Raw genomic sequence first — 20,738 nt, forward strand, 5'->3', positions numbered from 1 at the left:
CACGCTAACAACACACCGGGGCAAAGACTACCGACATGCCTCCACGCCTCCCAATCGTTCTCGCATCCGAAACGATGCGAGACATTCTGACGTATCTGAACAGCCATAGCGACGAAATGGTCGATGATCTCGAGGCCTACGTAAAGTGGGAAACTCCTAGCGACGAAAAGCCGCTTTTAGACGCAGGCTTGCAGAAAATCCTTATCTGGATCTACTCCCGCATCGGCATGCCGACGCGTGAAGATTCATTTGAGAGTCTCGATGTCGGCAATATCGCTGTCCTCGACTACGGCCAGTCGCGCCCACAGTCAGCAATACTGGCGCACTACGACACTGTATGGCCTGCGGGCACAACCGCCGGTTGGCCCATGCAATTCGATGGGGAGATCCTTAGCGGTCCTGGAATCTTCGACATGAAGGCCGGCCTCGTTCAGCTTGTGTGGGCAATTCGCGCTCTGCAACAGACTGCCGGTTTTACGCCCAGCACGCGACTGATCATCACCGGCGACGAGGAGACAGGCAGCCACGCGTCCCGTAGCGTGATCGAGTCGCGGTGCGCGGGGATTCCGGCGGTGTATGTCTTTGAAGCCAGTTCTGAAGGCGCGTTGAAGACGGGGCGCAAGGGCGTTGGGCTCTTCACCGTGAACGTCACAGGGATTGAAGCGCATGCTGGTCTCAACCCGCTGGACGGGGCCAGTGCTGTGCACTCTATTGCCGAAGTGATTACCCAGTCCGTTCAGTTTGCGGCCCACGACGAAGGTACGACCGTAAACGTGGGCCTGGTCAGCGGTGGTACTCGCAGCAACGTTTCAGCTGGAGCCGCGCAGGTCGTAATCGACGTGCGCGTCAGCAGTCGTGAGGAAATGAACAGGATCGACTCCTGCTTTGCCTCCCTAACCATTACAGATCCCAGAATTGTGATTCAGGTCACCACCGACTGGAACCGTCCACCTTTTGAACGGACGCCCGAAATCGGGGTCTTGTTTGATCGGGCGGCAAGAGTCGGCCTGCTGATGGGTATACCGCTGGCTGAGGTTTCGGTGGGTGGGGCAAGTGACGCCAATTTCGTGGCCGCCCTGGGTATCCCGGTACTCGATGGACTTGGCGCGGTCGGAGACGGCGCTCACGCCCGGCACGAGTACGCCACCCGATCCGGCCTCGTGGAACGTGCTGCACTCGCGGCTGGCCTCCTGCTCCCCGAAACACTCTGGTCAGTCAAACCGGCGCCGCCTGCTGATCGCACGGGTAGCGGCGACGACAAGGTTGAATGATGCTGATTTTCGTGCTGAAACGCATTGGCGCGCTCGTGCCGGTGCTCGCCGTCGTAGCCGTAGTCGTGTTCCTCCTGATGCACATCACTCCGGGTGACGCTGCCGCGGTCATGCTCGGTCCAGAGGCGTCCGCCGCCGACGTGGATGCACTCCGTCAGGAACTCGGCCTCAATGATCCGCTGTACATACAGTTCTTCGGATGGCTGGGTGGTGTACTCACCGGCGACCTCGGCACCTCGCCCTTCCTTGGCGAATCCGTCGCGGCAGCCCTCCTTTCCCATCTCGGGCCGACACTGTCCCTCGCGATCCTGGCCGAGCTATTTGCCATCCTTGTTGCTGTGCCGGCTGGAATCATCGCGGCCCGACGTCGCGGAACGCTCATCGATCAAGGCTTCATGGGGCTCACGATCCTTGGCATCTCAGTGCCGAGCTTTCTGCTCGGGCTGTTCCTAATTCTTTGCTTTTCGGTTGGACTTCGCTGGCTGCCGGTCGCCGGGTACCAGCCTCTCAGCGCGGGGTTGGTTGAACACCTGAGGTACCTACTGCTGCCAGCGCTTGCGTTGGGTTCGATGCAGGCTGCACTGATCGCACGGATGACTCGGTCGTCCATGCTTGACGTGCTCGGTTCGAATTATATGAAGACCGGAAAGGCGAAGGGCTTGAGCGATTTCGCACTTACCTACAAGCACGCATTCAAGAATGCGTCGCTCCCCGTGCTGACTGTAGTAGGCCAGACATTCGGATCCTTAGTGGCTGGTGCAGCTGTGGTCGAGACTGTTTTCAACATTCCCGGGATCGGGCAGCTCATCATCAATTCCGTTGATCGTCGCGACCTCGTCGTCATCCAGGGCGCTGTCCTTCTCATCGCCGTCGCGTACGTGCTGATCAACCTCATCATCGACATCTTGTACGGGCTGCTTGATCCCCGCGTACAGGTGAGTTAGGAGCATGATCATGACTTCATTTGCTCCGCGCAGCCCATTGTTTCCCGGCATGACTGCGGACCGGCGAAGCCTCCAGCTGCGGCGTATTCGCAACAACTCACAGGTAATGACGGGTGGGAGCATCCTGCTTCTCATCCTGCTGATAGCGCTGATTGGGCCGCTACTGACTCCGTCCGGCCCGTATGAAACGGATACACCCAACCGGCTCCTGCCTCCCTCTACTACAAACTGGTTCGGCACCGACAACTTCGGTCGCGACCTCTTCGCCCGAGTGGTGAGTGGATCACATGTTTCGCTCATGGTGGGGTTTTCGGTCGCACTCATCACCTCCGGGTTAGGACTGGTCATCGGCCTCGTCGCCGCTTATTTCAAAACCGCCGACCGCATCCTCATGCGCATCCTCGACGGGTTCATGGCGTTTCCGGCCATCCTGCTGGCAATCGCAATCATGGCGGCCCTCGGAGTGCAGACCGAGAACGTGATCGTTGCCTTGTCGCTGGTATTCACCCCTTATGTTGCCCGGGTGGTCCGTTCGTCGGCCCTCGTCGTGAAAGAGCAGACCTACATAGAGTCCCTTCGAGCGCAGGGTGCCAGTGCCTACCGCGTGTTGTGGGTCAACATTGCGCCGAACGTGCTCTCACCCCTGCTCATCCAGGCCACTTTCATTTTCGCCGACTCGATCATCACCGAGGCCGCCTTGAGTTTTCTTGGCGCAGGCGTTCCGCCGCCCGAACCGAGTTGGGGAAACATTCTCTTTGACGGCAAGACGCTTATCTTCAGCGCCTGGTGGATGACCGTCTTCCCGGGACTCACAATCATGCTCGTTGTACTTGGTATTAATTTCCTGGGTGACGGTCTACGCGACCTGCTCGACCCACGGCACAAGAGCATACGAAAGTAGAGGTCAAGAAATGACGAATCCAGCTCTCCTAACGGTTACCGACCTGAAGACCTCCTTCCTCACTGAGCGTGGACCTGTTACCGCGGTGGACGGTGTCCCGTTCACCGTTCGACGTGGAGAAACCCTCGGCATCGTCGGCGAATCAGGTTGCGGGAAAAGCGTTACCGCCGACTCGATCATGCGCCTGCTCGATGAGAAGGATGCGTCCTACTCGGGCTCCGTCGAATTGAATGGTCGGGACCTGCTGTCCTTGCCAGAAACGGAGATGCGAAGAGCACGCGGCAGTGAACTTGCCATGATTGCCCAGGACTCAATGAGTTCGCTTAACCCGGTGTTCACAATCGGGAATCAAGTGATTGAGGCGATTACTGTGCACCAAAAGATGAGCCAGAAGGATGCCTATCGCCTTGCGATATCCCTTCTCGAGCGCACCGGAGTTCCTGAGCCTGAGCACCGAATGACCCAGTACCCGCACGAGCTGTCCGGGGGACTGCGCCAACGCATTCTCATCGCGATGGCCCTCAGTGGCAATCCAAAGTTGCTTATCGCCGATGAGCCAACGACGGCGTTAGACGTCACAACGCAGGCTCAGATTCTGACACTTATCCGTGCCCTGCAGTCATCTTCAGATATGGCGAGCGTCCTCATTACTCACGATCTCGGTGTCGTGGCGGAAATGTGTGACCGCGTCATTGTCATGTATTTGGGGCAAGTTGTTGAAGAAGCGGATGTCGACGCACTATTCGATTCGCCACAGCACCCCTACACACGCGGCCTGCTCGCATCAATCCCTGAAATCGACGGGGATCGCAGCCAACCCCTGAATGTGATCGCCGGACGCGTACCCACCCTTCACGATGTGCCCACGGGATGCAGGTTCGCTGAGCGGTGCGACTTCGCCACGGACAAATGCCGAGATTCGGCACCTCCGTTAGAGGACGTGACTTTAGAAACCGTCGACATGCTTGCCGGAGACGCGACTCCCCGCAAAGTCCGTTGCTGGAACTGGAGACACATCCCGATGAACACCAGCGCCACCACGGCCAAGGCCATCAGATGACCCCCCAGCCGCTGCTCGAGGTGCGAAACCTCTCCAAAAGCTTTCACGGCCGGCGATCCGGCGACGCCAAAGTCATGAAGGCCGTCGACGACGTGAGCTTTGACATCTTGCCGGGAGAAACGTTTGGACTGGTCGGCGAATCCGGTTGCGGAAAATCCACCACCGGTCGAGCGCTGCTGCGCTTGATCGAGCCCGACTCAGGCAGCGTGAGCTTTCAGGGGCAGGATCTGCTCAAGATGCCGCGAAAGCAATTGCATTCCACCCGCAGACAGATCCAGATGGTCTTTCAGGACCCCTATTCTTCGCTCAACCCACACCGGCGAGTCGGGGTAATCCTCGATGAGGCATTAAAAATTCAATATCGGCTGCCGCGGAAGCAGCGCACCGAACGCGTCCACCGAATTCTCGACCGAGTTGGCTTCGCGGAGGACTACTACTACCGATTTCCGCACGAGATGTCGGGCGGTCAACGGCAGCGCATTGGCGTTGCGCGGGCACTCATCGTGGGACCACAACTGATCATCTGCGATGAGCCAGTTTCCGCACTCGACGTTTCCATTCAGTCCCAGGTCCTCAATATGCTTCACGATTTGCAAGTCGAACTTGGCTTGTCCTACCTCTTTATCTCGCACGATCTGAGTGTCGTCCGACACATCTCCCACCGCATCGCAGTGATGCAGAAGGGACGCATTGTCGAGCAGGGGCCAACGGACGAAATCTTCTCAAACCCTCAACACCCCTACACCCGCCAGCTTCTGGACGCGATCCCGGCGTCGCATCCACGACTGGCGCGCGAGCGTCGCACAGCTCTTACAACACCGGTTTCCTAGGAAAGGCTCGAAACAGTGCAACTGACACACGTAGTGGCCCGTCGAATTCGTATGGACCTCAAACATCCGTTTCAAACCAGCTTCAGCACCCAGGTCGACCGAGAGATCCTTATTCTCGAGGCGCACGGTGCCGATGGCACGATCGGCTACTCGGAATCGGTAGCGGGGCGTGACCCCTTTTACAGCGAGGAAACGGTGTCGACGACCGCCGTGATGCTCAATGAACTGCTCGTGCCCATGTTGATCGGCACAACCATTGACCACCCCGACGAGGTGTCCCAACTGTTTGCTCCGATCCGCCGCAACAACATGGCTATCTCGGCGATCGAGGGAGCAATGTGGGATATGTACGCAAAACAACGCGGCGAGTCACTGAGCATTGCGTTCGGCGGCACTAAAACGCAGGTGCAGGTCGGTGTCAGTATCGGCCTGCAACCCACGGACGCGGCCCTTCTGGACAAGGTCGGTGCCGCCGTTGATGCGGGGTTCAAGCGGATCAAGATGAAAGTGAAGCCTGGCCGGGACGTTGACATGATTCGCGCGGTGCGTCGCGAATTTCCGGATGTCCTACTCATGGTGGACGCGAATAGCGCCTATACCCTCGACGATATTCCGCTCCTGCAACAATTCGACGAGTTCAATTTGATGATGATCGAGCAGCCCCTCGCGCACGACGACATTATCGATCACGGTGTTCTGCAGAAAGCCATTTCAACGCCGGTCTGCCTTGATGAGAGCATTCACTCCAGCGCTGACGCACGAAAGGCCATCGCCCTCGGTGCCTGCCAGATCATCAATATCAAGACCGGGCGTGTTGGCGGGCTCACTGCCGCGAAAAAGCTGCACGATCTGTGCGCCGATCATGGCATTCCTGTTTGGTGCGGCGGCATGCTCGAAACCGGCATCGGGCGCGCCCACAACATCGCCATGAGCACGCTCCCCAATTTTGTGCTGCCCGGTGATACGGCGCCGTCGGCAAACTACTGGCACGAGGACATCGTTAGTCCTGAAATCACCATGAACCGCGGCGTGATCAACGTTCCGACCGCCCCCGGAATTGGATACGACATCAACCAGGAAGCGCTAGATCGCTTCACCCAATCCATAGAGGTCTGGCCCTCAGAAAGCAAAGCGCATCCCTCAACTCCCAGCGACAAGGAACCACTTCATGTTTCGTAGAATTTCAGTAGTCCTTCTCTCCTTCTCAGTTCTTGTCGCTGCTGCAGGATGTGCGGCGTCACCGACCGAGGCTAACAACGACACCCTGAACCTGGCTTGGAACGCCCAGCCGCCGACGCTCGACCCGATGATGACAACCTCGGTTGTGACACGCGACATCATGCGGAACGTGTTCGAGGGCCTCATCACGATCGATTCCAAGAACGAGATTCAGCCGATGTTGGCCAGCGATTTTTCGGCTAACGACACGTTTACAGAATTCACCTTCACCATCAGGGATGGAATTCTGTTCCACGACGGCACGAGCATGACCATCGAAGACGTCCTGGCATCGATGAACCGTTGGATGACTACGACCAGCAACGGAAAGCAGTACTTCGGCGGCGCCGTGCTCACAACGCCCGACGATTCCACACTCGTGATTACCACTCCTGCACCACTCTTCACCGGACTGGATCTGCTCGCGGATACGTCACAGATCGCGGCCATCCAACCGAAATCCATTATCGACGCAGCGTCAGCAACAGGCGTTGAAGACTACATCGGCACCGGCCCGTACGAGTTCATCAAATGGCAAACGGATGCGTGGGTGCATCTTCAGAAATTCGACGCCTACGAGAACGTCGGATTCGCCTCTGACGGGCTTGCCGGTGAAAAGAACGCACCGATCAGCGAAATCTACTTTCGTTTCGTAGCGGATCCATCGACAAGACTCGCGGGCTTGCAGACGGGGGAGTACGACGGCGCTAACGCGATTCCCTTTGACAGTGCCGAAGCGCTGGCCAGCGACCCATCGATAGTCAGCTATGTCAATGACAACGGCTTCAACGCTGCAATCTTCAACAAACAGCAGGGACTGTTCGCTGATCCGGCCATGCGCCATGCCGTCTACGAAGGACTGAACCTGGTGGACATCCAGACGGCCGCCTTCTCGAGCGAAGACTTCTTCAGCATGAACGGTGCCCTCATGACCGAGGATCAAACGCCGTGGTACTCGGACGAGTCGATCGATGAATACAACCCGAACGATCAGGACGCAGCCAAGGAAATGCTGGATGCCGCCGGCTACGCGGGCGAGGAAGTGCGCATTCTCACGTCCCGGGAATACGACGACCACTACAACGGCGCGGTCGTTTTGCAAGAGCAACTGACCGGTTTAGGCGTAAACGCAACCTTGAACGTGGTTGATTGGGCCACCGTATTGCAGAATCGCACGGATCCAGCAGCCTACGAAATATTCATCACTGGCTTCTCACCTGTGGCAGTGCCCAACTCCCTCGTTTTCCTGAGTTCGACCTGGCCGGGGTGGACCGACGATGCGGGCATCAGCGCCGCACTTGTCGAGATCAATGCGTCGACGAGCACGGCCGAGGCTCAAAAAGCAGCAGCTGACCTGCAGGAGGCGTACTTCGACTATCTGCCCATCATCAAATACGGCAATAAGAAGACGATCACGGCGGTGCGCGCTGACGTCACCGGGTACGACTTCCAGACGGGCGATATCTTCTGGAACGCTACCCGCTAGCCGGCGGTAGCTCGCTCGGGTCTAGATCCTAAGGCCCTCGGCGTTTAGAGAGCCTGATCGACCGGCAACGAATCCCTGCTCCGAAACTTCCACTGGAGCAGGGATCCGTTCGTCTACGGCTGTGCTGAGGCGGAACATTCGAATCCCTCATCTCCAGTCCCACACCTCTCGCAGATCGAGGAGGAAGATGACGAATCGCGTTGGATGCGATCTAGTCATTGTTGTTGGCTGACTCCCTTTGTGCGTTTTTCTGCGGAATCACGGACTCCGAAAAGCGCGTCATTTGGTGCGTCGGGTTCCTGGTTTGGGGTCGCTTTGCGTCTTCGGTTGCTGACCGGGTGATTATCGCGCGGATCGCATTGGATGCGGTATTACCGCATCTGATGCGATGGATTCGGGAGGTTCGGAGTGGCCGGTGACGAGGGTGTGGTGTCCGGCTCTGCCCGGCTGGCGCTGGTCGACGGGGTTACGCTGCTGCGCCCGGACGAGCAGGTGTTTGAGGCGATGCTTGAGGGGTGGGTCGAGCGTAACAAGGAGCGCCGTGCCGAGTTGCAGCGGAATCGGCGCAGCGATGCGGAGATGTACCAGTCCGAGCTGGAGGCCAACGCTGGCGCGCGTCGGCTGAAGCGCAGCCTGAGTCGGGCGGGTCTCCCGCCGAAGCGCATTCACGTTGCGACTGCGGCTGAGCGCCGGGCCAACGCGCGCGAAGCCGACGCCTATTTCAACGACCCGATGCGGCCCGAGCATCTGCGGCAGTTCACCGTCTTCGCCGAATCGCTGACGGAGCACATGCGCAAGAACGGTGTTCGCATACGAGATTTCGCCGAAGCCTACGTGGAAACTAGAGCACGCATGGGGCTCCCGCCGATTCCGGTGGAAATCATCGTCTACGCCCGAGCGGTCGAATTCGTCACAGAGCGGATGCGCCGGGTCGACCTCCTGACGGGCCGCGACGTCGCAGCGGCCGTTCGCGCCACGAAGGCCATGGTCCGGCGCGACGAGCGGCAGCAGCAGTTCGAGCGACTCATAAGAACAGTCGTGACCCATGCGCACCGCAATCGTTCACGGTTTCGCGTCGACGCGGAGATGGGTAACCAGGCTAGGACTCATCGGGGAAAGCCTCGTGTGCCCGTCGAGTCACTGGTCGTGCAGCTTGCGATGCAGGAGGTCATTGGGCGCGTGCCAACGAACAGGCTGACAATCGATAATGCTCGGAGTGTTGCCCGCGTCGCGAAACAGCGCGTTGCGATGTCTTGCCAAGCTCGTGCGGACGCGGTAGACGAACGGATCCACCGACCGTCCGTCGGGTAACTGGCCTTTGGCTTGCCACACCTGGATGTGGGCGAATTTTGCGATCTCACTGGTCGCCTGCCCAGATCGGTCAAGCGCGGTCGCGACCGTTGTGCGGAAGCGCGGGGCTAGTCACAGCCGGTCACCACATCAGGTGTGCAGCCCGAGACCAGGAGCTCGGCACACGCTCGGTATCGTATGTCGAATGGGTGGGCTTGGGACCAAACATAGGGACTTGCTGCGCGCACGTTTATTCAACGTTTATTGCGTCGAGACCAGTCGAGTTGGGCCGAGGTATTGCGATAGAAGTGCAATAGATATCACAGGGAACTCCTGATCAGATCGAGATCAGTCTGAGTCTCACAACTGGGTTCGCTCGTCTAGAAAGGGCCCACCGCAATTCGATTGTCGTAGGTTCGATTCCTACCGGGGGCACCATATCGGTGTCGCAGCTTTGCCGGGGAGGTCATTCTGGTGACGTGACCGGCGTCTAATTGCGCGACAGTCAGAGGCCATTGCATCTTTGCAGGGAGCCCGTAGAGCGTGCTGGTTCTAGGTGCGCCAGGGTGGTTCGGGGCTGGGGGTGTTGGCGCGGTGGCTTTGGGCGGGGCGCCAGGTTTGGGTCGGGTCCCAGAGCAGGGGCCCGCGTACGTGGGGTCTGCCTGCAATCATTCGAATATCCCAACCATTTGTGTCGATGGTGTGGTGGTGGAACCAGCAGAGGAGACACCCGTTGTCGATGTTGGTCGGTCCGCCCGTGTGGTGGGGCAGCACGTGGTGGGTTTCGGTCTAGCGGGCGGGGATGCTGCAGCCGGGGATGATGCAGCCGACGCCGCCATCGTTGTTGAGGTCGGTGGCGTTGACGTGGATCATGATGGTGGGGGCGGCGCCGCCCATGGTTGGGGTTTTGGGGTCGCGGGCGGTGGCTTGGAAGACGTCGCGGAGGATGTCGGCGCGTTTCTCGCCCGCGGTGCGGCGGTCCCCGTCAAACCGGGTGTCCCCGGTGAAGGGGTCAGCACTGAACCGCTCAGTCTCCGTGTCGCTACCATCGAGGCCGTCCAGCTCGGCACTGCTTGCGCCGTCGGCGCTGCTGTCGAGGGATTCGGTGGGCACGAACATCGGGGTGCGTGAGCGAGCGGATAGGTAGGTGTCGAAGAGGGTGTCCATGATGCCGCGCAGTTCCGGGGTGACATCGGCCCGCAGCGGGTAGAGCCCGTTGCGGAGTAGCCCGAAGGTCAGTGTGCTCTTTGCCTCGGTGATGGCGTCGTTGGGGGCGGTGCCGTCGGGGTCGAGGCGGGCTTGCCATTCCATGGCTTGGGCGCGCAGTGCGTCGGGGGTGAAGCGGATGCCCGCGCCGGGCAGTCCGGCGGTTTCCGGGGTGATGGCTCCGGTGGCGGTGGCGACGAGGGCGCGTTCGACCCGGTCGAGGTCGTCCGGTAGGACCTTTCCCTGCAGGGCGGTGAGGGTGCTGGCGATGATCTCGGCCGATTCCATCCCGAGTTCCCCGCTGGTCAGGCCGTCGGCGATGACCGGATATCGCGCCGGGACGGGCAGGCCGAGCGGGGTACGTTCCACCGCCGTCTCGCCAAGTTTCAAACGCCGTTTGGCCTCCCGGCCCGAGATGCCGGCCAGCTGAGTGATGAACTCCACCCGGTTGCGGCATCCATTCTGGTAGGCCAGCGACAAGTTACCGAGGTCGGTTTCGGCGCGCACACCGATGTCGGTGGTGGCGCGTGCGCGGTTAATTGGTACTGGGCACCATCGACCTTGCGGCCGAGTTCTTCGAGGGCGGTCATGACTGCCACAGCCTCGGAGTCATCGAGGTGACCAAACCGCACCCCGTCAACAACGGAGGCCAACAATGCACCGGCCTGAGCAATGACCGCCACCCGGGAATCCTCGGGTTCCGGCATCGAGCCGGCTGCGGCGGGCGGAGCGGTGAGGGTCATGGCGTCGATGCCTCCTTCACCCACAATTATAGCCCAAAACACCCCTAAAGGCGAGAGAATCTCAGTAATATATAGACGCACGTTCAGAAGTTTCTTCTGATAAACGAGAACGGGTAAACGGTCACCTCGACCCTCCCGAAGCAACCGTTCACCCGCTTTCACGCCCAGTCCGGACAGTGCAAATCGTTCTACCGCGCGCTCTCCGCATGGCCTCCATCGAGGCGCTCAGATACCCGCCCCGCCATCGGCGGGGCTTTGGCGTTCTGCGTCGCAGGGGCTAGGCGATGACGTCGAGGCCCTGGTCTGTGTAGAGCTGGAACACCGAACTCGAGCCGATGATCTGCTCGTTGCTTTCCAGACCGAAACCGAGAAGGGTCTTCCCGGTCATGATGAGCCACGAGTTGTCGGCCCCGTCGAAGAGTTCCGGATTGGACGCTCGCCGAGCATCCTCGATCTGGCTCGGGTCGGCGGCGAGAACCAGCGCGACGATCTGGGCATCCGTCGCAACAAACGTACTCGTTGTGCTGAAGCTGAATACCAGGTTCGGCTCGCCTCCGTCGGGCTCTTCCACGTGGATGCGATCAAGGCGCACGACGGCGCTCGACGCGCGTGCGCCACCGTCGCGAGCCAGTGGCGACGGCAGAATGTCGGTGACGATGATGCCAGAGGTCCCCGACACGCCTAATGTCGCGGCCTTTCCGTCGATCGCCTTCTGATAGGCAGGTTGCCACTTGGTGGTCAGGTAGTCGGAATTCGCTGCGAACCACTCCGCTGGGGCGACGCTGTAGTTGTCCAGACGGCTGCTGTCCAGAACCTCTTCGGTGAGAATGCGCAAGGCCACCGGCAGGGCTGCCACGGCGTCGTCCTCGGTGAAGCCGAATTCGGCCAGGGTCGTCAAGTCGGTCTTGGTGGAATCGTAGACGGCTGCCTCAGCGGTGGGGCTGATCGTGGTGTGGCAGTACGTACCGAAATTGTCGGTCACATCCTCGAGGCCGACCACGTCGCCGTAGCCCACGGCGAGTTCGGAACTGCAGCCTGCGGGTGCGGCGGCGGTCGGCTCCGTGGTCTGCTCAGCAGTCGGGGCATCCGCTTCGTCGTTCGTCACGGCGGCGCACCCGCCGAGTCCGGCCAGTAGCACACCGGCCACACCGATTGCCAGTGCAGAACGGCTGATTTGGCGAACCGTTCTGCTGGTTCCTACAGCGCGGAGCTGTCCACGCATGCTGTACCTGTTCTTGACAATCATTGTTGCGTCCCCCCGAGCGGTGTTTGTCCTACCGTACGGGAAAATTTCATCAGGGTTCGCAGGCACCCCTGTACCGATCTCGCGGAAGGCCACAGCGCGCATTCTCGAGGATTGCTAGATTCAAGTATGCGAGAACTACAGGCGCGAATCATCGCGGAACTCAACGTCTCACCCACCATCGACCCGGCCGCCGAAGTGCGCCGCAGGGTGAAATTCCTCAAGGAATACCTCAAGCACACTGGCGCCCAGGGACTCGTGCTCGGCATCAGCGGCGGCCAGGACTCCACGCTCGCCGGTCGGCTCTGCGCGCTGGCGGTCGACGAACTCGCCGCGGAGGGGCATCCGGCCACTTTTGTCGCCGTGCGCCTGCCCTACGCGGTGCAGCGCGACGAAGCGGATGCCCAACTCGCGTTGGAATTCATCCGCCCGCCCTCGCAGGCCACCTTCAACATTGAACTCGCCGTCGACGGGTTCGAGAGCGAATTTTTGGCGAGCCTCGACGTGGCCATGACTGACTTCACCAAGGGCAACGTCAAGGCCCGCTCGCGCATGATCGCCCAGTATGCGGTGGCCGGCCAACTCGGCCTGCTCGTGGTCGGCACCGACCATGCGGCAGAGGCAGTCACCGGGTTCTTCACCAAGTACGGCGACGGTGGAACCGACATTCTGCCGCTCACCGGTCTGACCAAGCGCCAGGGCCGCGCCCTGCTGATGGAGCTGGGTGCGCCCGAACAGCTCTACCTGAAGGACCCCACCGCTGACCTGCTCGACCACACGCCCGGCCAGACCGACGAGGCCAATCTCGGTCTGCAGTACGAGCACATCGACGATTTCCTCGAAGGCCGGCCGGTCGACGATGAAGTGGCCGAGGCCATCGAGGCGCGCTACCTCAGCACAGAGCACAAGCGTCGGGTGCCGGCCTCACTTTTTGACGAGTGGTGGCAGTAGCCCCAAACGCCTGTGATACGAAAACGAGCCGGTCAGCGCTGAGAAGCGCCGACCGGCTCGTTTCTTGCGTCGCGACTACAGGGTCGGGGCCGCCGAGGAACGCGTGAGTGGGTCGGTGCCGCGCACCTCGAGCTTGTTCACGTCGTCGAGCAGGCGCTGGGTCTCCGCCCCGGCGTCCGACGCTGATGCCGGCGTGCGATTGACGGCTGCCGGGGTGAGCGGTGCGACCCGCACCGGTGCCGGCGCCGAATCGGCGGCGTTGTATTGGTCGTGGTGCTGCTGCGCCACCCACGCCTCCTGCTCGGCGAGCAGACTCTTCTCGGTGGAGGAGTTCTGCGACTTCCAGCGATCAAGATCACCCTGGAAGATCTTGCGGGCGCGAGCCGGCTTGTTCTGCCACTCGACCAGGCGGTCACGAAACTCCACCAAGGCCGGTTCCAGCTGGTAGCCGAAGGTGGCTGAGGTACGCTTGAGCTCGTACAGCTCGTGGGCAGCCCAGTTCGCGGCAATTCCCGATCCGCGGATCGGCAACAACCGCACCTGAATGTCGGCCTGGCCGACCGCCCGGTCGCTCATGACCTGCTCCTGCGGTGTCAGCGAATTCCAAACGGATGCCTCGGTCGCGGCATCAACGAGGGTCGCGATCGCGGCCACTTTGATCTCGCGATCTCGCTGGGTGATGAGCCGTTTGACGGCCCCGCGCGAGATCAACGCGGCCAGCACGCTGGCAATGACGATCGCGCCGATGAACACGACCGCGGTAAAGACCATCGGTTGGGTGCTCACGTCGGTAAACCAGGCTACGAAGTTATTCCACCATTCCATGTGCTGGATTTTATCCGCGCCGACCCCGGTTATCGGGGATCAGACGCGGCGTGCCCCCAACCCGCCTCTGTGGAATACGCACCCGCGTCACCGGAAACAGTCGACGGCGTCGGAGATGCGACAGAACACGCCAAGTTCGCGGGTGCGCGTTGCGAAAACGACGCGCCTGGCGCTGAACCGGTCACCGTCTAGACCGCCTGTATCAGCACCGCCCATATCAACACCGGTCTGGCGTTCGATATAGCCGACGACAGCGCCGACCGGGTCGACGATGCGCCACAGCCCGTCCCGCACGAGGATGAACCGGCGGCCACGCACTGCTGGAAATGCTGTGTGAGGAATCGGTGCGATGAGAGTGGTCATGAGTGCTCCTTGCCTACTGGTTCTGCGGTATCCCGACCGGCCGCGGGTGTTTCTTTTACTGTATGGGTGACCCCCGACATCCGCTTTCGGCGAACAGACGGCCCGAGTGCCGGCTGAACCTGTGGCTGCGGCGGGTGACGAGTTAGGGTGGAGGGGTGCAAACTTTTGTGGTCGCAGGTGGATGTTTCTGGTGTCTCGATGCTGTTTATCGGGTCTTACGCGGCGTGAGCGATGTGGTGTCGGGGTATACCGGCGGTACGACCGCCAGTCCGAGCTATGAAGCGGTCTGCACCGGGCGCACTGGGCACGCCGAAGCCGTCGCGGTGACCTTCGACCCCGACGTTATTCCGGCGAGCGTCATTCTGGACGTGTTCTTCACGCTGCACGACCCGACCCAGCTGAACCGGCAAGGAAACGACGTCGGGACCCAGTACCGGTCAGCGATGTTCTACACCGATGACGAGCAAAAGCAACTGTTTGAAACCGCTCGCGACCGGGCCGCCGAATGGTGGGGCTCCGGCATCACGACCACGATCGAACCGCTCGGCGACTACCACGAGGCCGAGGACTACCACCAGGACTTCTTCAACAAGAACCCCGGGCAGGGCTACTGCATGGCCGTCGCCGTGCCGAAGGTCAACAAGATCCGCAAGTCGTACTCCGAATACCTGATCAGCTAGCGTCTCCTCCCCAATCGGGCGAACGCTGAATTCTCCACGGATTCGCGCGGTTTTAATCGGGTCGTTGTTCCGGGCGGCACACTCACAGTGTGCGACCCGGGTTCGACGAAGACTGGCACGAGTTGTTGTTCCCGGGTCGTGTGCGCCGGCGGCTTGCTCGGCGCGGCGAGCTTGCGTGTTCACGCGATCACAGTGCCGGGAGAAATCATGAGCGACAGCATCACCATATCCGGCGTTATTGGCACCGTCCCGCACCTGACCTTCGGCAAGAACGGGACCCCGATCACTTCCTTTCGGCTGGCCTCCCGCCAGAGCCACCGTGACAAGGCCAAAGACGAATGGATCGTCGACGAGAGCTGCTGGTATTCCGTCACGACCTTTCGGCAGCTGGCCGCGAATGCGGGCAAATCGCTCAGCAAGGGCGAGCACGTTGTCGTCACCGGACGGCTGGTCATCCGCCGATGGAACAACGCCGAAAAATCCGGGACGTCCGTTGAGATCATTGCTGATTCTGTCGGCCACGACCTCGCCTGGTACACCACGACGCCGGTGCGCAGCGGGGCGCCAACGCGAGCCGAGGCCACGCCGACCGAGCCGGATCCGGTTGAACCCTTCGAATCCGCTGAAGCCGCCGCCGCCTACGTGGCTGACCCGGGGGAGATCGACCGGTCCGGAGACGGTTTTGTCCCCGTCGACACCGATGCCGATGAGGACGCGTATGCCCGTTTAGACTCGTAGCATCGTCCACGCGCGTGGACCGGGGGAGGCAGTTCGTGAGCGTGGCGCAATCAACACGGCAGGACATCAAGGCGAGAACAGCGAGGCGGCGCGCAGTCCGCCCGCGGTACACCCTGGCGGTGGTCGGGGCCGTGCTGCTGCTCGGAGTCAGCCTGACCGCGTGCACCGGTGCCCCGGCCGAACCCGCGACCAGCGGCACGGTGCCAACCAGCTCCGCAGCGCCACAGCCCTCGGCAACTCCGGCGCCCGACCCGGCACTGTTGCCCGAGGGTACCGCTTCCGAGAACCTGGTCTACTTCAACTATCTCGCGGCCGCCGTGACCAAGGCCAATCCCACTGCTGACGGGCGCGCCTACATCGACGCGCTCGTAGCCGGCGGGTTCGACCGAACGGCGATGGAAGTGTCCTTCGATCGAACCCAGGCCGACCTGGCCGCCGACTCGATCCAGTTCTCGGTGCGGTTCAATGGTGAATGCCTGATCGGCCAGATCGGGCCGGCCAGTGACGGCTTCCACAGCGTGGTCGCGCCGATTCTGTCCACCGGTTTGTGTCTCGTCGGGTCCACCCGGCAAATAGACTGGTAAACACTATGGCCGAATTTATTTACTCAATGGTCCGCGCTCGCAAGGCGATCGGCGAAAAGCTGATTCTTGACGACGTCACCATGTCCTTTTTTCCCGGTGCCAAGATCGGTGTGGTCGGCCCCAACGGTGCCGGAAAGTCCACGATCCTCAAGATCATGGCTGGCCTGGACACCCCCAGCAACGGCGAGGCGAGACTCTCCCCGGGTTACACCGTCGGCATCCTCATGCAGGAGCCGCAGCTCGACGAGAGCAAGACCGTGCTGGAGAACGTGCAGGAGGGCGTTGGGCCGATCAAGGCCAAGGTCGACCGCTTCAATGAAATCAGCCTCGCTCTCGGCGAACCCGACGCCGACTTCGACACCCTGCTTGCCGAGATGGGCGTGCTGCAGGAAGCCATCGACGCAGCGGATGCCTGGGATCTCGACTCCCAGCTCGAACAGGCTATGGACGCCCTGCGCACCCCGCCGGGCGACTCGGAGGTCTCCAACCTCTCCGGTGGCGAGAAGCGCCGAGTGGCGCTGACCAAGCTGCTGCTGCAGAAGCCTGACCTGCTCCTCCTTGACGAGCCCACTAACCACCTCGACGCCGAGAGCGTGCTCTGGCTCGAGCAGCACCTCGCCAAGTACCCCGGCGCCGTGCTTGCCGTTACTCACGACCGGTACTTCCTCGACCACGTCGCCGAGTGGATCGCCGAGATCGACCGCGGACACCTCTACCCCTACGAGGGTAACTACTCGACCTACCTCGAGAAGAAGCAGGAACGTTTGCTCGTGCAGGGCAAGAAAGACGCGAAGCTGTCCCGTCGTCTCGCCGACGAGCTCGAATGGGTGCGTTCCAATGCCAAGGGCCGCCAGGTGAAGTCGAAGGCTCGCCTGGCCCGCTACGAAGAGATGGTCACCGCCGCCGAAAGCACCCGCAAGCTCGATTTCGAAGAAATTGTGATTCCGGTCGGCCCGCGGCTCGGTGCCCAGGTCATCGACGCCACCAAGCTCGAGAAGGGTTTCGACGGGCGCCTGCTCATCGAGAACCTCAGCTTCACCCTGCCGCGCAACGGCATCGTCGGTATCATCGGCCCGAACGGTGTGGGAAAGACCACCCTGTTCAAGACCATCGTCGGCAAGGAACCCCTCGACGGCGGAGAGCTTAAGATCGGTGAAACGGTCGACATCTCCTACGTCGACCAGGACCGCGGCGGCATCGACCCGAACAAAACCCTGTGGGAGGTCGTCTCCGACGGCCAGGACTACATTCAGGTCGGCAAGACCGAGATCCCGTCGCGCGCTTATGTGTCGACCTTCGGTTTCAAAGGACCAGACCAGCAGAAGAAGGCCGGTGTGCTCTCCGGTGGTGAGCGCAACCGCCTGAACCTGGCCCTCACTCTCAAGCAGGGCGGTAACCTGCTCCTCCTCGACGAGCCCACTAACGACCTCGACGTCGAAACCCTCGGTTCGCTCGAAAACGCGCTGCTCGAATTTCCCGGTTGCGCCGTGGTGATCACTCACGACCGGTGGTTCCTCGACCGGGTGGCCACGCACATCCTCTCCTACGAGGGCACCGACGATAACCCGGCCAACTGGTACTGGTTCGAGGGCAACTTCGAGTCGTACGAACAGAACAAGATCGAGCGGCTCGGGCCGGATGCGGCCAAGCCGCATCGCTCCGCCTACCGCAAGCTCACCCGCGACTAAGACAAAAGAGGGAGACCGTGTGAAGCTGCACGTACCGATTCGTCTGCGTTGGTCCGACCTCGACGCCTACGGTCACGTCAACAATTCCGAGATGCTGCGCCTGCTGGAAGAGGCGCGCATCCTGGCCTTCTGGGTGACCGAAGACGACGCGGCGATCGGCGCGAGCACGGCCGTGCTCGACGGCCGCCCCGGTGCGGCCACGCTCACCTTGATCGCCAGGCAGGAGATCGAATATCTGGCGCCGGTGCCGTACCTGCGCCAGCCGCTGGACGTGCGCCTCTGGCTGGGTAAACTCGGCGGTGCCAGCCTCGATGTCTGCTACGAGGTGTGCAGCCCGGAAGGTGCCACCCCCGAGGTGCTCTATGCTCGGGCGAACACCACGATTGTGCTCGTTGATGCGGAAAGCGAACGCCCCCGCCGCATCAACGACACCGAACGCGCCGCGTGGACTCCGTACCTCGACGCGCCGATCGAGTTCGCCCGACGCTGACAATTCCCCAGCCGGCGGCTCGCGTTGCCGCGGAATGCGGGTATTACTGAACCCAACACGCGTCCGCCGCGTGTTAAGCAGGGGAGGTAGACATGGCTGATGAACGCGCCGAACTCTTGCAGGTCCTGCACGACGAACACGGGCCGCTTTTGTGGCGCTATGTCGTGCGGTTGACGCACGACCCGGCCCTCGCCGACGACGTCGTGCAGGAGACGTTACTGCGCGCCTGGCGACGCCCCCGCCTGCTCGACCAGACCGAGGTGTCGGCTCGGGCCTGGCTGTTCACGGTGGCTCGCAACTTGGTGATCGACGACCGCCGTTCGGCCAGGGCGCGACATGAGATCCCCACCGATCAGCTGCCCGAGGTGCCCACCGACGACCAGACCGACGCCCTGCTCGATGCCTGGCTGGTTGCCGATGCCCTGCACGACCTCTCACCCGACCACCGGGCGGTCATTGTGTGTGCTTACTACCGAGGCCAATCCGTGGCCGAGACCGCTCGGGACTTGGCCATTCCCGAAGGCACGGTGAAGTCCAGGCTGCACTACGGCCTGCGAGCCCTGCGGCTTGCACTGCAAGAGCGAGGAGTGACGGAACGATGAACACTCCAGCAGATCTGTACACCGATTGGGACGGTGCCTACGTGCTCGGCGCGCTGTCACCGGCCGACCGCAGGGATTACGAGCGTCACCTCAACGATTGTGTCGCCTGCAGCCAGGCGGTCGCTCATCTCGTAGGACTTCCGGGGTTGCTCGCGCAGGTGCCGCTCGATCAGGCCCTGCAACTCGGCCAGCCCGCTGATTCCCCAGCGGATGCCGCACCTTCCGCCACCCTGTTGCCCCGCCTGGTGCAGGCGGCCAGGGCCCGCACTCGGCGGGCCCGTCTGCTCGCCGCCGGGGCGTTGGTGGCGGCCGCCGCGGTCGCGGCATCCGCTGCCCTCGTCGTGCCGGGCTGGCTCGATCAGCCCAGTCAGAGCATCTCCGAACCGGCGGTGGCCATGGCCGCCGTGGTACCCAGCCCGCTTACCGCCTCGTTTCGCCTGACCGGCGAGGACTGGGGCACGCGCATCGACGCGAGTTGCAGTTATGCCCGTGGCGGCGATGACTTCGGCGCGCAGCCGTACGCCCTGTTCGTGACCGACCGGGACGGCCAGGAGACCCTCGTGGCCAGCTGGATCTCCGGACCCGGCGACACCATCAGCGCGGCCGCCACGACGAGCGTGTCCGAGAACGACATCGCAAGCGTGGATATTCGGTGGATGCCCGACGAGAAGGTGCTGCTCGAATCCAAACCCAGCTGGTAGCGCTACTACTCGAACTACTCGAGAACGATGGGCACGCGCAGCATGCCCTCCTGCGCCACGGTGGCCAGGAGCACGCCGTCGCGGTTGAAGATGCTGCCCGTGGCCAGGCCGCGACCGCCCTGCGCGCTGGGTGAATCCTGCACGTAGAGCAGCCATTCGTCGACCCGACCGAACCGGTGCCACCACATGGCGTGATCCAGGCTCGCCACCTTGAGACCGGGCGTCGCCCAGGCCACTCCGTGCCGGCGCAGGATCGGTTCCATGATCGAATAGTCGCTCGCGTAGGCCAGGGCCGCGCGGTGCAGATCGGGGTCGTCCGGCAACGGCAGGAACGTCTTCATCCACACGGCCTGACGCGAGGTGTGTTCACCGTTGACCTTGAGAAAGATCGGCGAGGGAACATGCCGCATGTCGAAGGGCCGCTCGCTCGCCCAGTAGCGCGCTACCGAGTGGTCGATGTGCGCAAGCGAAGCGGATGCCGTTGGGAGGCTTTCCGGATCGGGGATATCTGTGGGCATCTCCAGGTGATGCTCCAAACCCTCGTCGGCGTCCTGGAAGGAGGCGATCATCGACAGGATCGGCACGCCATCCTGATAGCACTGGGTGCGGCGGGTGGAGAATGAGCGGCCGTCGTGAATGCGTTCCACCGAAAAGGTGATCGGTTGGTTGACATCGCCGGGGCGCAGAAAATAGCCGTGCATGGAGTGCACGTGGCGTTCGTCGGGCACTGTGCGCATCGCAGCGACGAGGGACTGGGCCAGCACCTGACCGCCGAACACGCGGCCGAGCGGCATCCACTGCGACGGACCAGTGAAAATATCCTCGTTGGTCCGGGCACCGGTGTCGGTCAGATCGAGGACGGCCAAAAGGCTCTCCGTGGGCTTGTGCATGCTGTCTCCTCGGGCAAATTCGCGTTCGCGGCAT

The 20,738-nt window shown here is 61.8% G+C and carries 22 protein-coding genes; 16 read left to right on the forward strand and 6 right to left on the reverse strand.

Going from position 1 to position 20,738, the window contains the following annotated elements; translation table 11 throughout:
* Positions 1-35: 35 nt before the first annotated feature.
* The 8 genes from CJ028_RS17690 to CJ028_RS17725 all read left to right on the forward strand — a co-directional run bounded on the left by CJ028_RS17690 (position 36) and on the right by CJ028_RS17725 (position 9,021).
* Complete coding sequence (locus CJ028_RS17690) at positions 36-1,271, forward strand: M20/M25/M40 family metallo-hydrolase (RefSeq protein WP_205684084.1); 1,236 nt, start codon at positions 36-38, stop codon at positions 1,269-1,271.
* Complete coding sequence (locus tag CJ028_RS17695) at positions 1,268-2,215, forward strand: ABC transporter permease (RefSeq protein ID WP_205684085.1); 948 nt, start codon at positions 1,268-1,270, stop codon at positions 2,213-2,215. The genes CJ028_RS17690 and CJ028_RS17695 overlap by 4 nt, the downstream gene beginning before the upstream one ends.
* Before the next feature lie 10 nt (positions 2,216-2,225).
* Complete coding sequence (locus tag CJ028_RS17700) at positions 2,226-3,116, forward strand: ABC transporter permease (RefSeq protein WP_105036926.1); 891 nt, start codon at positions 2,226-2,228, stop codon at positions 3,114-3,116.
* 10 nt (positions 3,117-3,126) lie between these two features.
* Positions 3,127-4,176 carry an ABC transporter ATP-binding protein gene (locus CJ028_RS17705; protein ID WP_105036524.1) on the forward strand — a complete coding sequence of 350 codons (1,050 nt, stop codon included), beginning with the start codon at positions 3,127-3,129 and terminating at the stop codon, positions 4,174-4,176.
* Entirely contained in the window at positions 4,173-5,006 is an 834-nt protein-coding gene (locus tag CJ028_RS17710; RefSeq protein ID WP_105036525.1) for an ABC transporter ATP-binding protein, read from the forward strand. The genes CJ028_RS17705 and CJ028_RS17710 overlap by 4 nt, the downstream gene beginning before the upstream one ends.
* A 33-nt stretch (positions 5,007-5,039) precedes the next feature.
* Positions 5,040-6,185 (forward strand): o-succinylbenzoate synthase, encoded by a 1,146-nt coding sequence (gene menC / locus CJ028_RS17715; RefSeq protein WP_205684086.1) that lies wholly within the window; start codon positions 5,040-5,042, stop codon positions 6,183-6,185.
* Positions 6,186-6,402: 217 nt separating this feature from the next.
* Positions 6,403-7,710 carry an ABC transporter substrate-binding protein gene (locus tag CJ028_RS17720; protein WP_161499018.1) on the forward strand — a complete coding sequence of 436 codons (1,308 nt, stop codon included), beginning with the start codon at positions 6,403-6,405 and terminating at the stop codon, positions 7,708-7,710.
* 408 nt (positions 7,711-8,118) lie between these two features.
* Positions 8,119-9,021 (forward strand): hypothetical protein, encoded by a 903-nt coding sequence (locus CJ028_RS17725; protein WP_105036528.1) that lies wholly within the window; start codon positions 8,119-8,121, stop codon positions 9,019-9,021.
* A 768-nt stretch (positions 9,022-9,789) separates the two neighbouring features.
* Here CJ028_RS17725 and CJ028_RS17730 read toward each other — a convergent pair.
* The 3 genes from CJ028_RS17730 to CJ028_RS17735 form a co-directional block, all read right to left on the reverse strand.
* Positions 9,790-10,650, reverse strand: a complete 861-nt coding sequence (locus CJ028_RS17730) for a DUF222 domain-containing protein (protein WP_161499019.1) — start codon at positions 10,648-10,650, stop codon at positions 9,790-9,792.
* Positions 10,593-10,949: a hypothetical protein gene (locus CJ028_RS21030; RefSeq protein ID WP_161499020.1), complete on the reverse strand. Its 357-nt coding sequence runs from the start codon at positions 10,947-10,949 to the stop codon at positions 10,593-10,595. The genes CJ028_RS17730 and CJ028_RS21030 overlap by 58 nt, the downstream gene beginning before the upstream one ends.
* A 277-nt stretch (positions 10,950-11,226) precedes the next feature.
* Positions 11,227-12,171 carry a hypothetical protein gene (locus tag CJ028_RS17735; protein ID WP_129590535.1) on the reverse strand — a complete coding sequence of 315 codons (945 nt, stop codon included), beginning with the start codon at positions 12,169-12,171 and terminating at the stop codon, positions 11,227-11,229.
* A gap of 150 nt (positions 12,172-12,321) precedes the next feature.
* Between CJ028_RS17735 and nadE the strand changes: the two genes are divergently transcribed.
* Entirely contained in the window at positions 12,322-13,143 is an 822-nt protein-coding gene (gene nadE, locus CJ028_RS17740; RefSeq protein WP_105036531.1) for an NAD(+) synthase, read from the forward strand.
* 75 nt (positions 13,144-13,218) lie between these two features.
* On the opposite strand, the gene CJ028_RS17745 is transcribed toward nadE, so the two are convergent.
* Positions 13,219-13,968, reverse strand: a complete 750-nt coding sequence (locus CJ028_RS17745) for a hypothetical protein (RefSeq protein WP_105036532.1) — start codon at positions 13,966-13,968, stop codon at positions 13,219-13,221.
* 87 nt (positions 13,969-14,055) lie between these two features.
* A complete protein-coding gene (locus CJ028_RS17750; RefSeq protein WP_105036533.1) occupies positions 14,056-14,331 on the reverse strand; it encodes a hypothetical protein in 276 nt (91 codons plus the stop codon).
* Between the two features lie 155 nt (positions 14,332-14,486).
* On the opposite strand from CJ028_RS17750, the gene msrA reads away from it, so the two are divergent.
* The 7 genes from msrA to CJ028_RS17785 all read left to right on the forward strand — a co-directional run bounded on the left by msrA (position 14,487) and on the right by CJ028_RS17785 (position 19,814).
* Positions 14,487-15,011, forward strand: a complete 525-nt coding sequence (msrA, locus tag CJ028_RS17755) for a peptide-methionine (S)-S-oxide reductase MsrA (protein WP_105036534.1) — start codon at positions 14,487-14,489, stop codon at positions 15,009-15,011.
* Positions 15,012-15,218: 207 nt separating this feature from the next.
* The gene (locus tag CJ028_RS17760) at positions 15,219-15,749 is read left to right on the forward strand and encodes a single-stranded DNA-binding protein (protein ID WP_129590536.1); all 531 of its coding nucleotides are present in this window, start codon (positions 15,219-15,221) and stop codon (positions 15,747-15,749) included.
* Positions 15,750-15,784: 35 nt separating this feature from the next.
* Complete coding sequence (locus tag CJ028_RS17765) at positions 15,785-16,333, forward strand: DUF6993 domain-containing protein (RefSeq protein ID WP_240607398.1); 549 nt, start codon at positions 15,785-15,787, stop codon at positions 16,331-16,333.
* Between the two features lie 5 nt (positions 16,334-16,338).
* Entirely contained in the window at positions 16,339-18,021 is a 1,683-nt protein-coding gene (gene ettA, locus CJ028_RS17770) for an energy-dependent translational throttle protein EttA (protein ID WP_105036536.1), read from the forward strand.
* A 19-nt stretch (positions 18,022-18,040) separates the two neighbouring features.
* Positions 18,041-18,511, forward strand: a complete 471-nt coding sequence (locus tag CJ028_RS17775; protein ID WP_105036537.1) for an acyl-CoA thioesterase — start codon at positions 18,041-18,043, stop codon at positions 18,509-18,511.
* 92 nt (positions 18,512-18,603) lie between these two features.
* Complete coding sequence (locus CJ028_RS17780; protein WP_105036538.1) at positions 18,604-19,113, forward strand: sigma-70 family RNA polymerase sigma factor; 510 nt, start codon at positions 18,604-18,606, stop codon at positions 19,111-19,113.
* Positions 19,110-19,814, forward strand: a complete 705-nt coding sequence (locus CJ028_RS17785; protein ID WP_105036539.1) for a zf-HC2 domain-containing protein — start codon at positions 19,110-19,112, stop codon at positions 19,812-19,814. Before CJ028_RS17780 ends, CJ028_RS17785 begins: the two co-directional genes overlap by 4 nt.
* A gap of 14 nt (positions 19,815-19,828) precedes the next feature.
* Here CJ028_RS17785 and CJ028_RS17790 read toward each other — a convergent pair whose 3' ends face one another.
* On the reverse strand, positions 19,829-20,704 hold the full coding sequence (locus CJ028_RS17790) for an acyl-CoA thioesterase (protein ID WP_105036540.1): 876 nt from the start codon (positions 20,702-20,704) through the stop codon (positions 19,829-19,831).
* Between the last annotated feature and the right edge of the window lie 34 nt (positions 20,705-20,738).

The sequence above is a fragment of the Cryobacterium aureum genome (assembly GCF_002954245.1).
Lineage (GTDB): Bacteria > Actinomycetota > Actinomycetes > Actinomycetales > Microbacteriaceae > Cryobacterium > Cryobacterium aureum.

Coding starts and splice junctions, on each gene's coding strand:
- CJ028_RS17760 (WP_129590536.1), top strand. CDS start 15,219: ATGAGCGACAGCATCACCATATCCGGCGTTATTGGCACCGTCCCGCAC.
- CJ028_RS17750 (WP_105036533.1), bottom strand. CDS start 14,331: ATGACCACTCTCATCGCACCGATTCCTCACACAGCATTTCCAGCAGTG.
- ettA (WP_105036536.1), top strand. CDS start 16,339: ATGGCCGAATTTATTTACTCAATGGTCCGCGCTCGCAAGGCGATCGGC.
- CJ028_RS21030 (WP_161499020.1), bottom strand. CDS start 10,949: ATGACCCTCACCGCTCCGCCCGCCGCAGCCGGCTCGATGCCGGAACCC.
- CJ028_RS17790 (WP_105036540.1), bottom strand. CDS start 20,704: ATGCACAAGCCCACGGAGAGCCTTTTGGCCGTCCTCGATCTGACCGAC.
- CJ028_RS17785 (WP_105036539.1), top strand. CDS start 19,110: ATGAACACTCCAGCAGATCTGTACACCGATTGGGACGGTGCCTACGTG.
- CJ028_RS17720 (WP_161499018.1), top strand. CDS start 6,403: ATGTTGGCCAGCGATTTTTCGGCTAACGACACGTTTACAGAATTCACC.
- CJ028_RS17700 (WP_105036926.1), top strand. CDS start 2,226: ATGACTTCATTTGCTCCGCGCAGCCCATTGTTTCCCGGCATGACTGCG.
- CJ028_RS17745 (WP_105036532.1), bottom strand. CDS start 13,968: ATGGAATGGTGGAATAACTTCGTAGCCTGGTTTACCGACGTGAGCACC.
- CJ028_RS17780 (WP_105036538.1), top strand. CDS start 18,604: ATGGCTGATGAACGCGCCGAACTCTTGCAGGTCCTGCACGACGAACAC.
- nadE (WP_105036531.1), top strand. CDS start 12,322: ATGCGAGAACTACAGGCGCGAATCATCGCGGAACTCAACGTCTCACCC.
- CJ028_RS17705 (WP_105036524.1), top strand. CDS start 3,127: ATGACGAATCCAGCTCTCCTAACGGTTACCGACCTGAAGACCTCCTTC.
- CJ028_RS17710 (WP_105036525.1), top strand. CDS start 4,173: ATGACCCCCCAGCCGCTGCTCGAGGTGCGAAACCTCTCCAAAAGCTTT.
- CJ028_RS17735 (WP_129590535.1), bottom strand. CDS start 12,171: ATGCGTGGACAGCTCCGCGCTGTAGGAACCAGCAGAACGGTTCGCCAA.
- CJ028_RS17695 (WP_205684085.1), top strand. CDS start 1,268: ATGATGCTGATTTTCGTGCTGAAACGCATTGGCGCGCTCGTGCCGGTG.
- CJ028_RS17690 (WP_205684084.1), top strand. CDS start 36: ATGCCTCCACGCCTCCCAATCGTTCTCGCATCCGAAACGATGCGAGAC.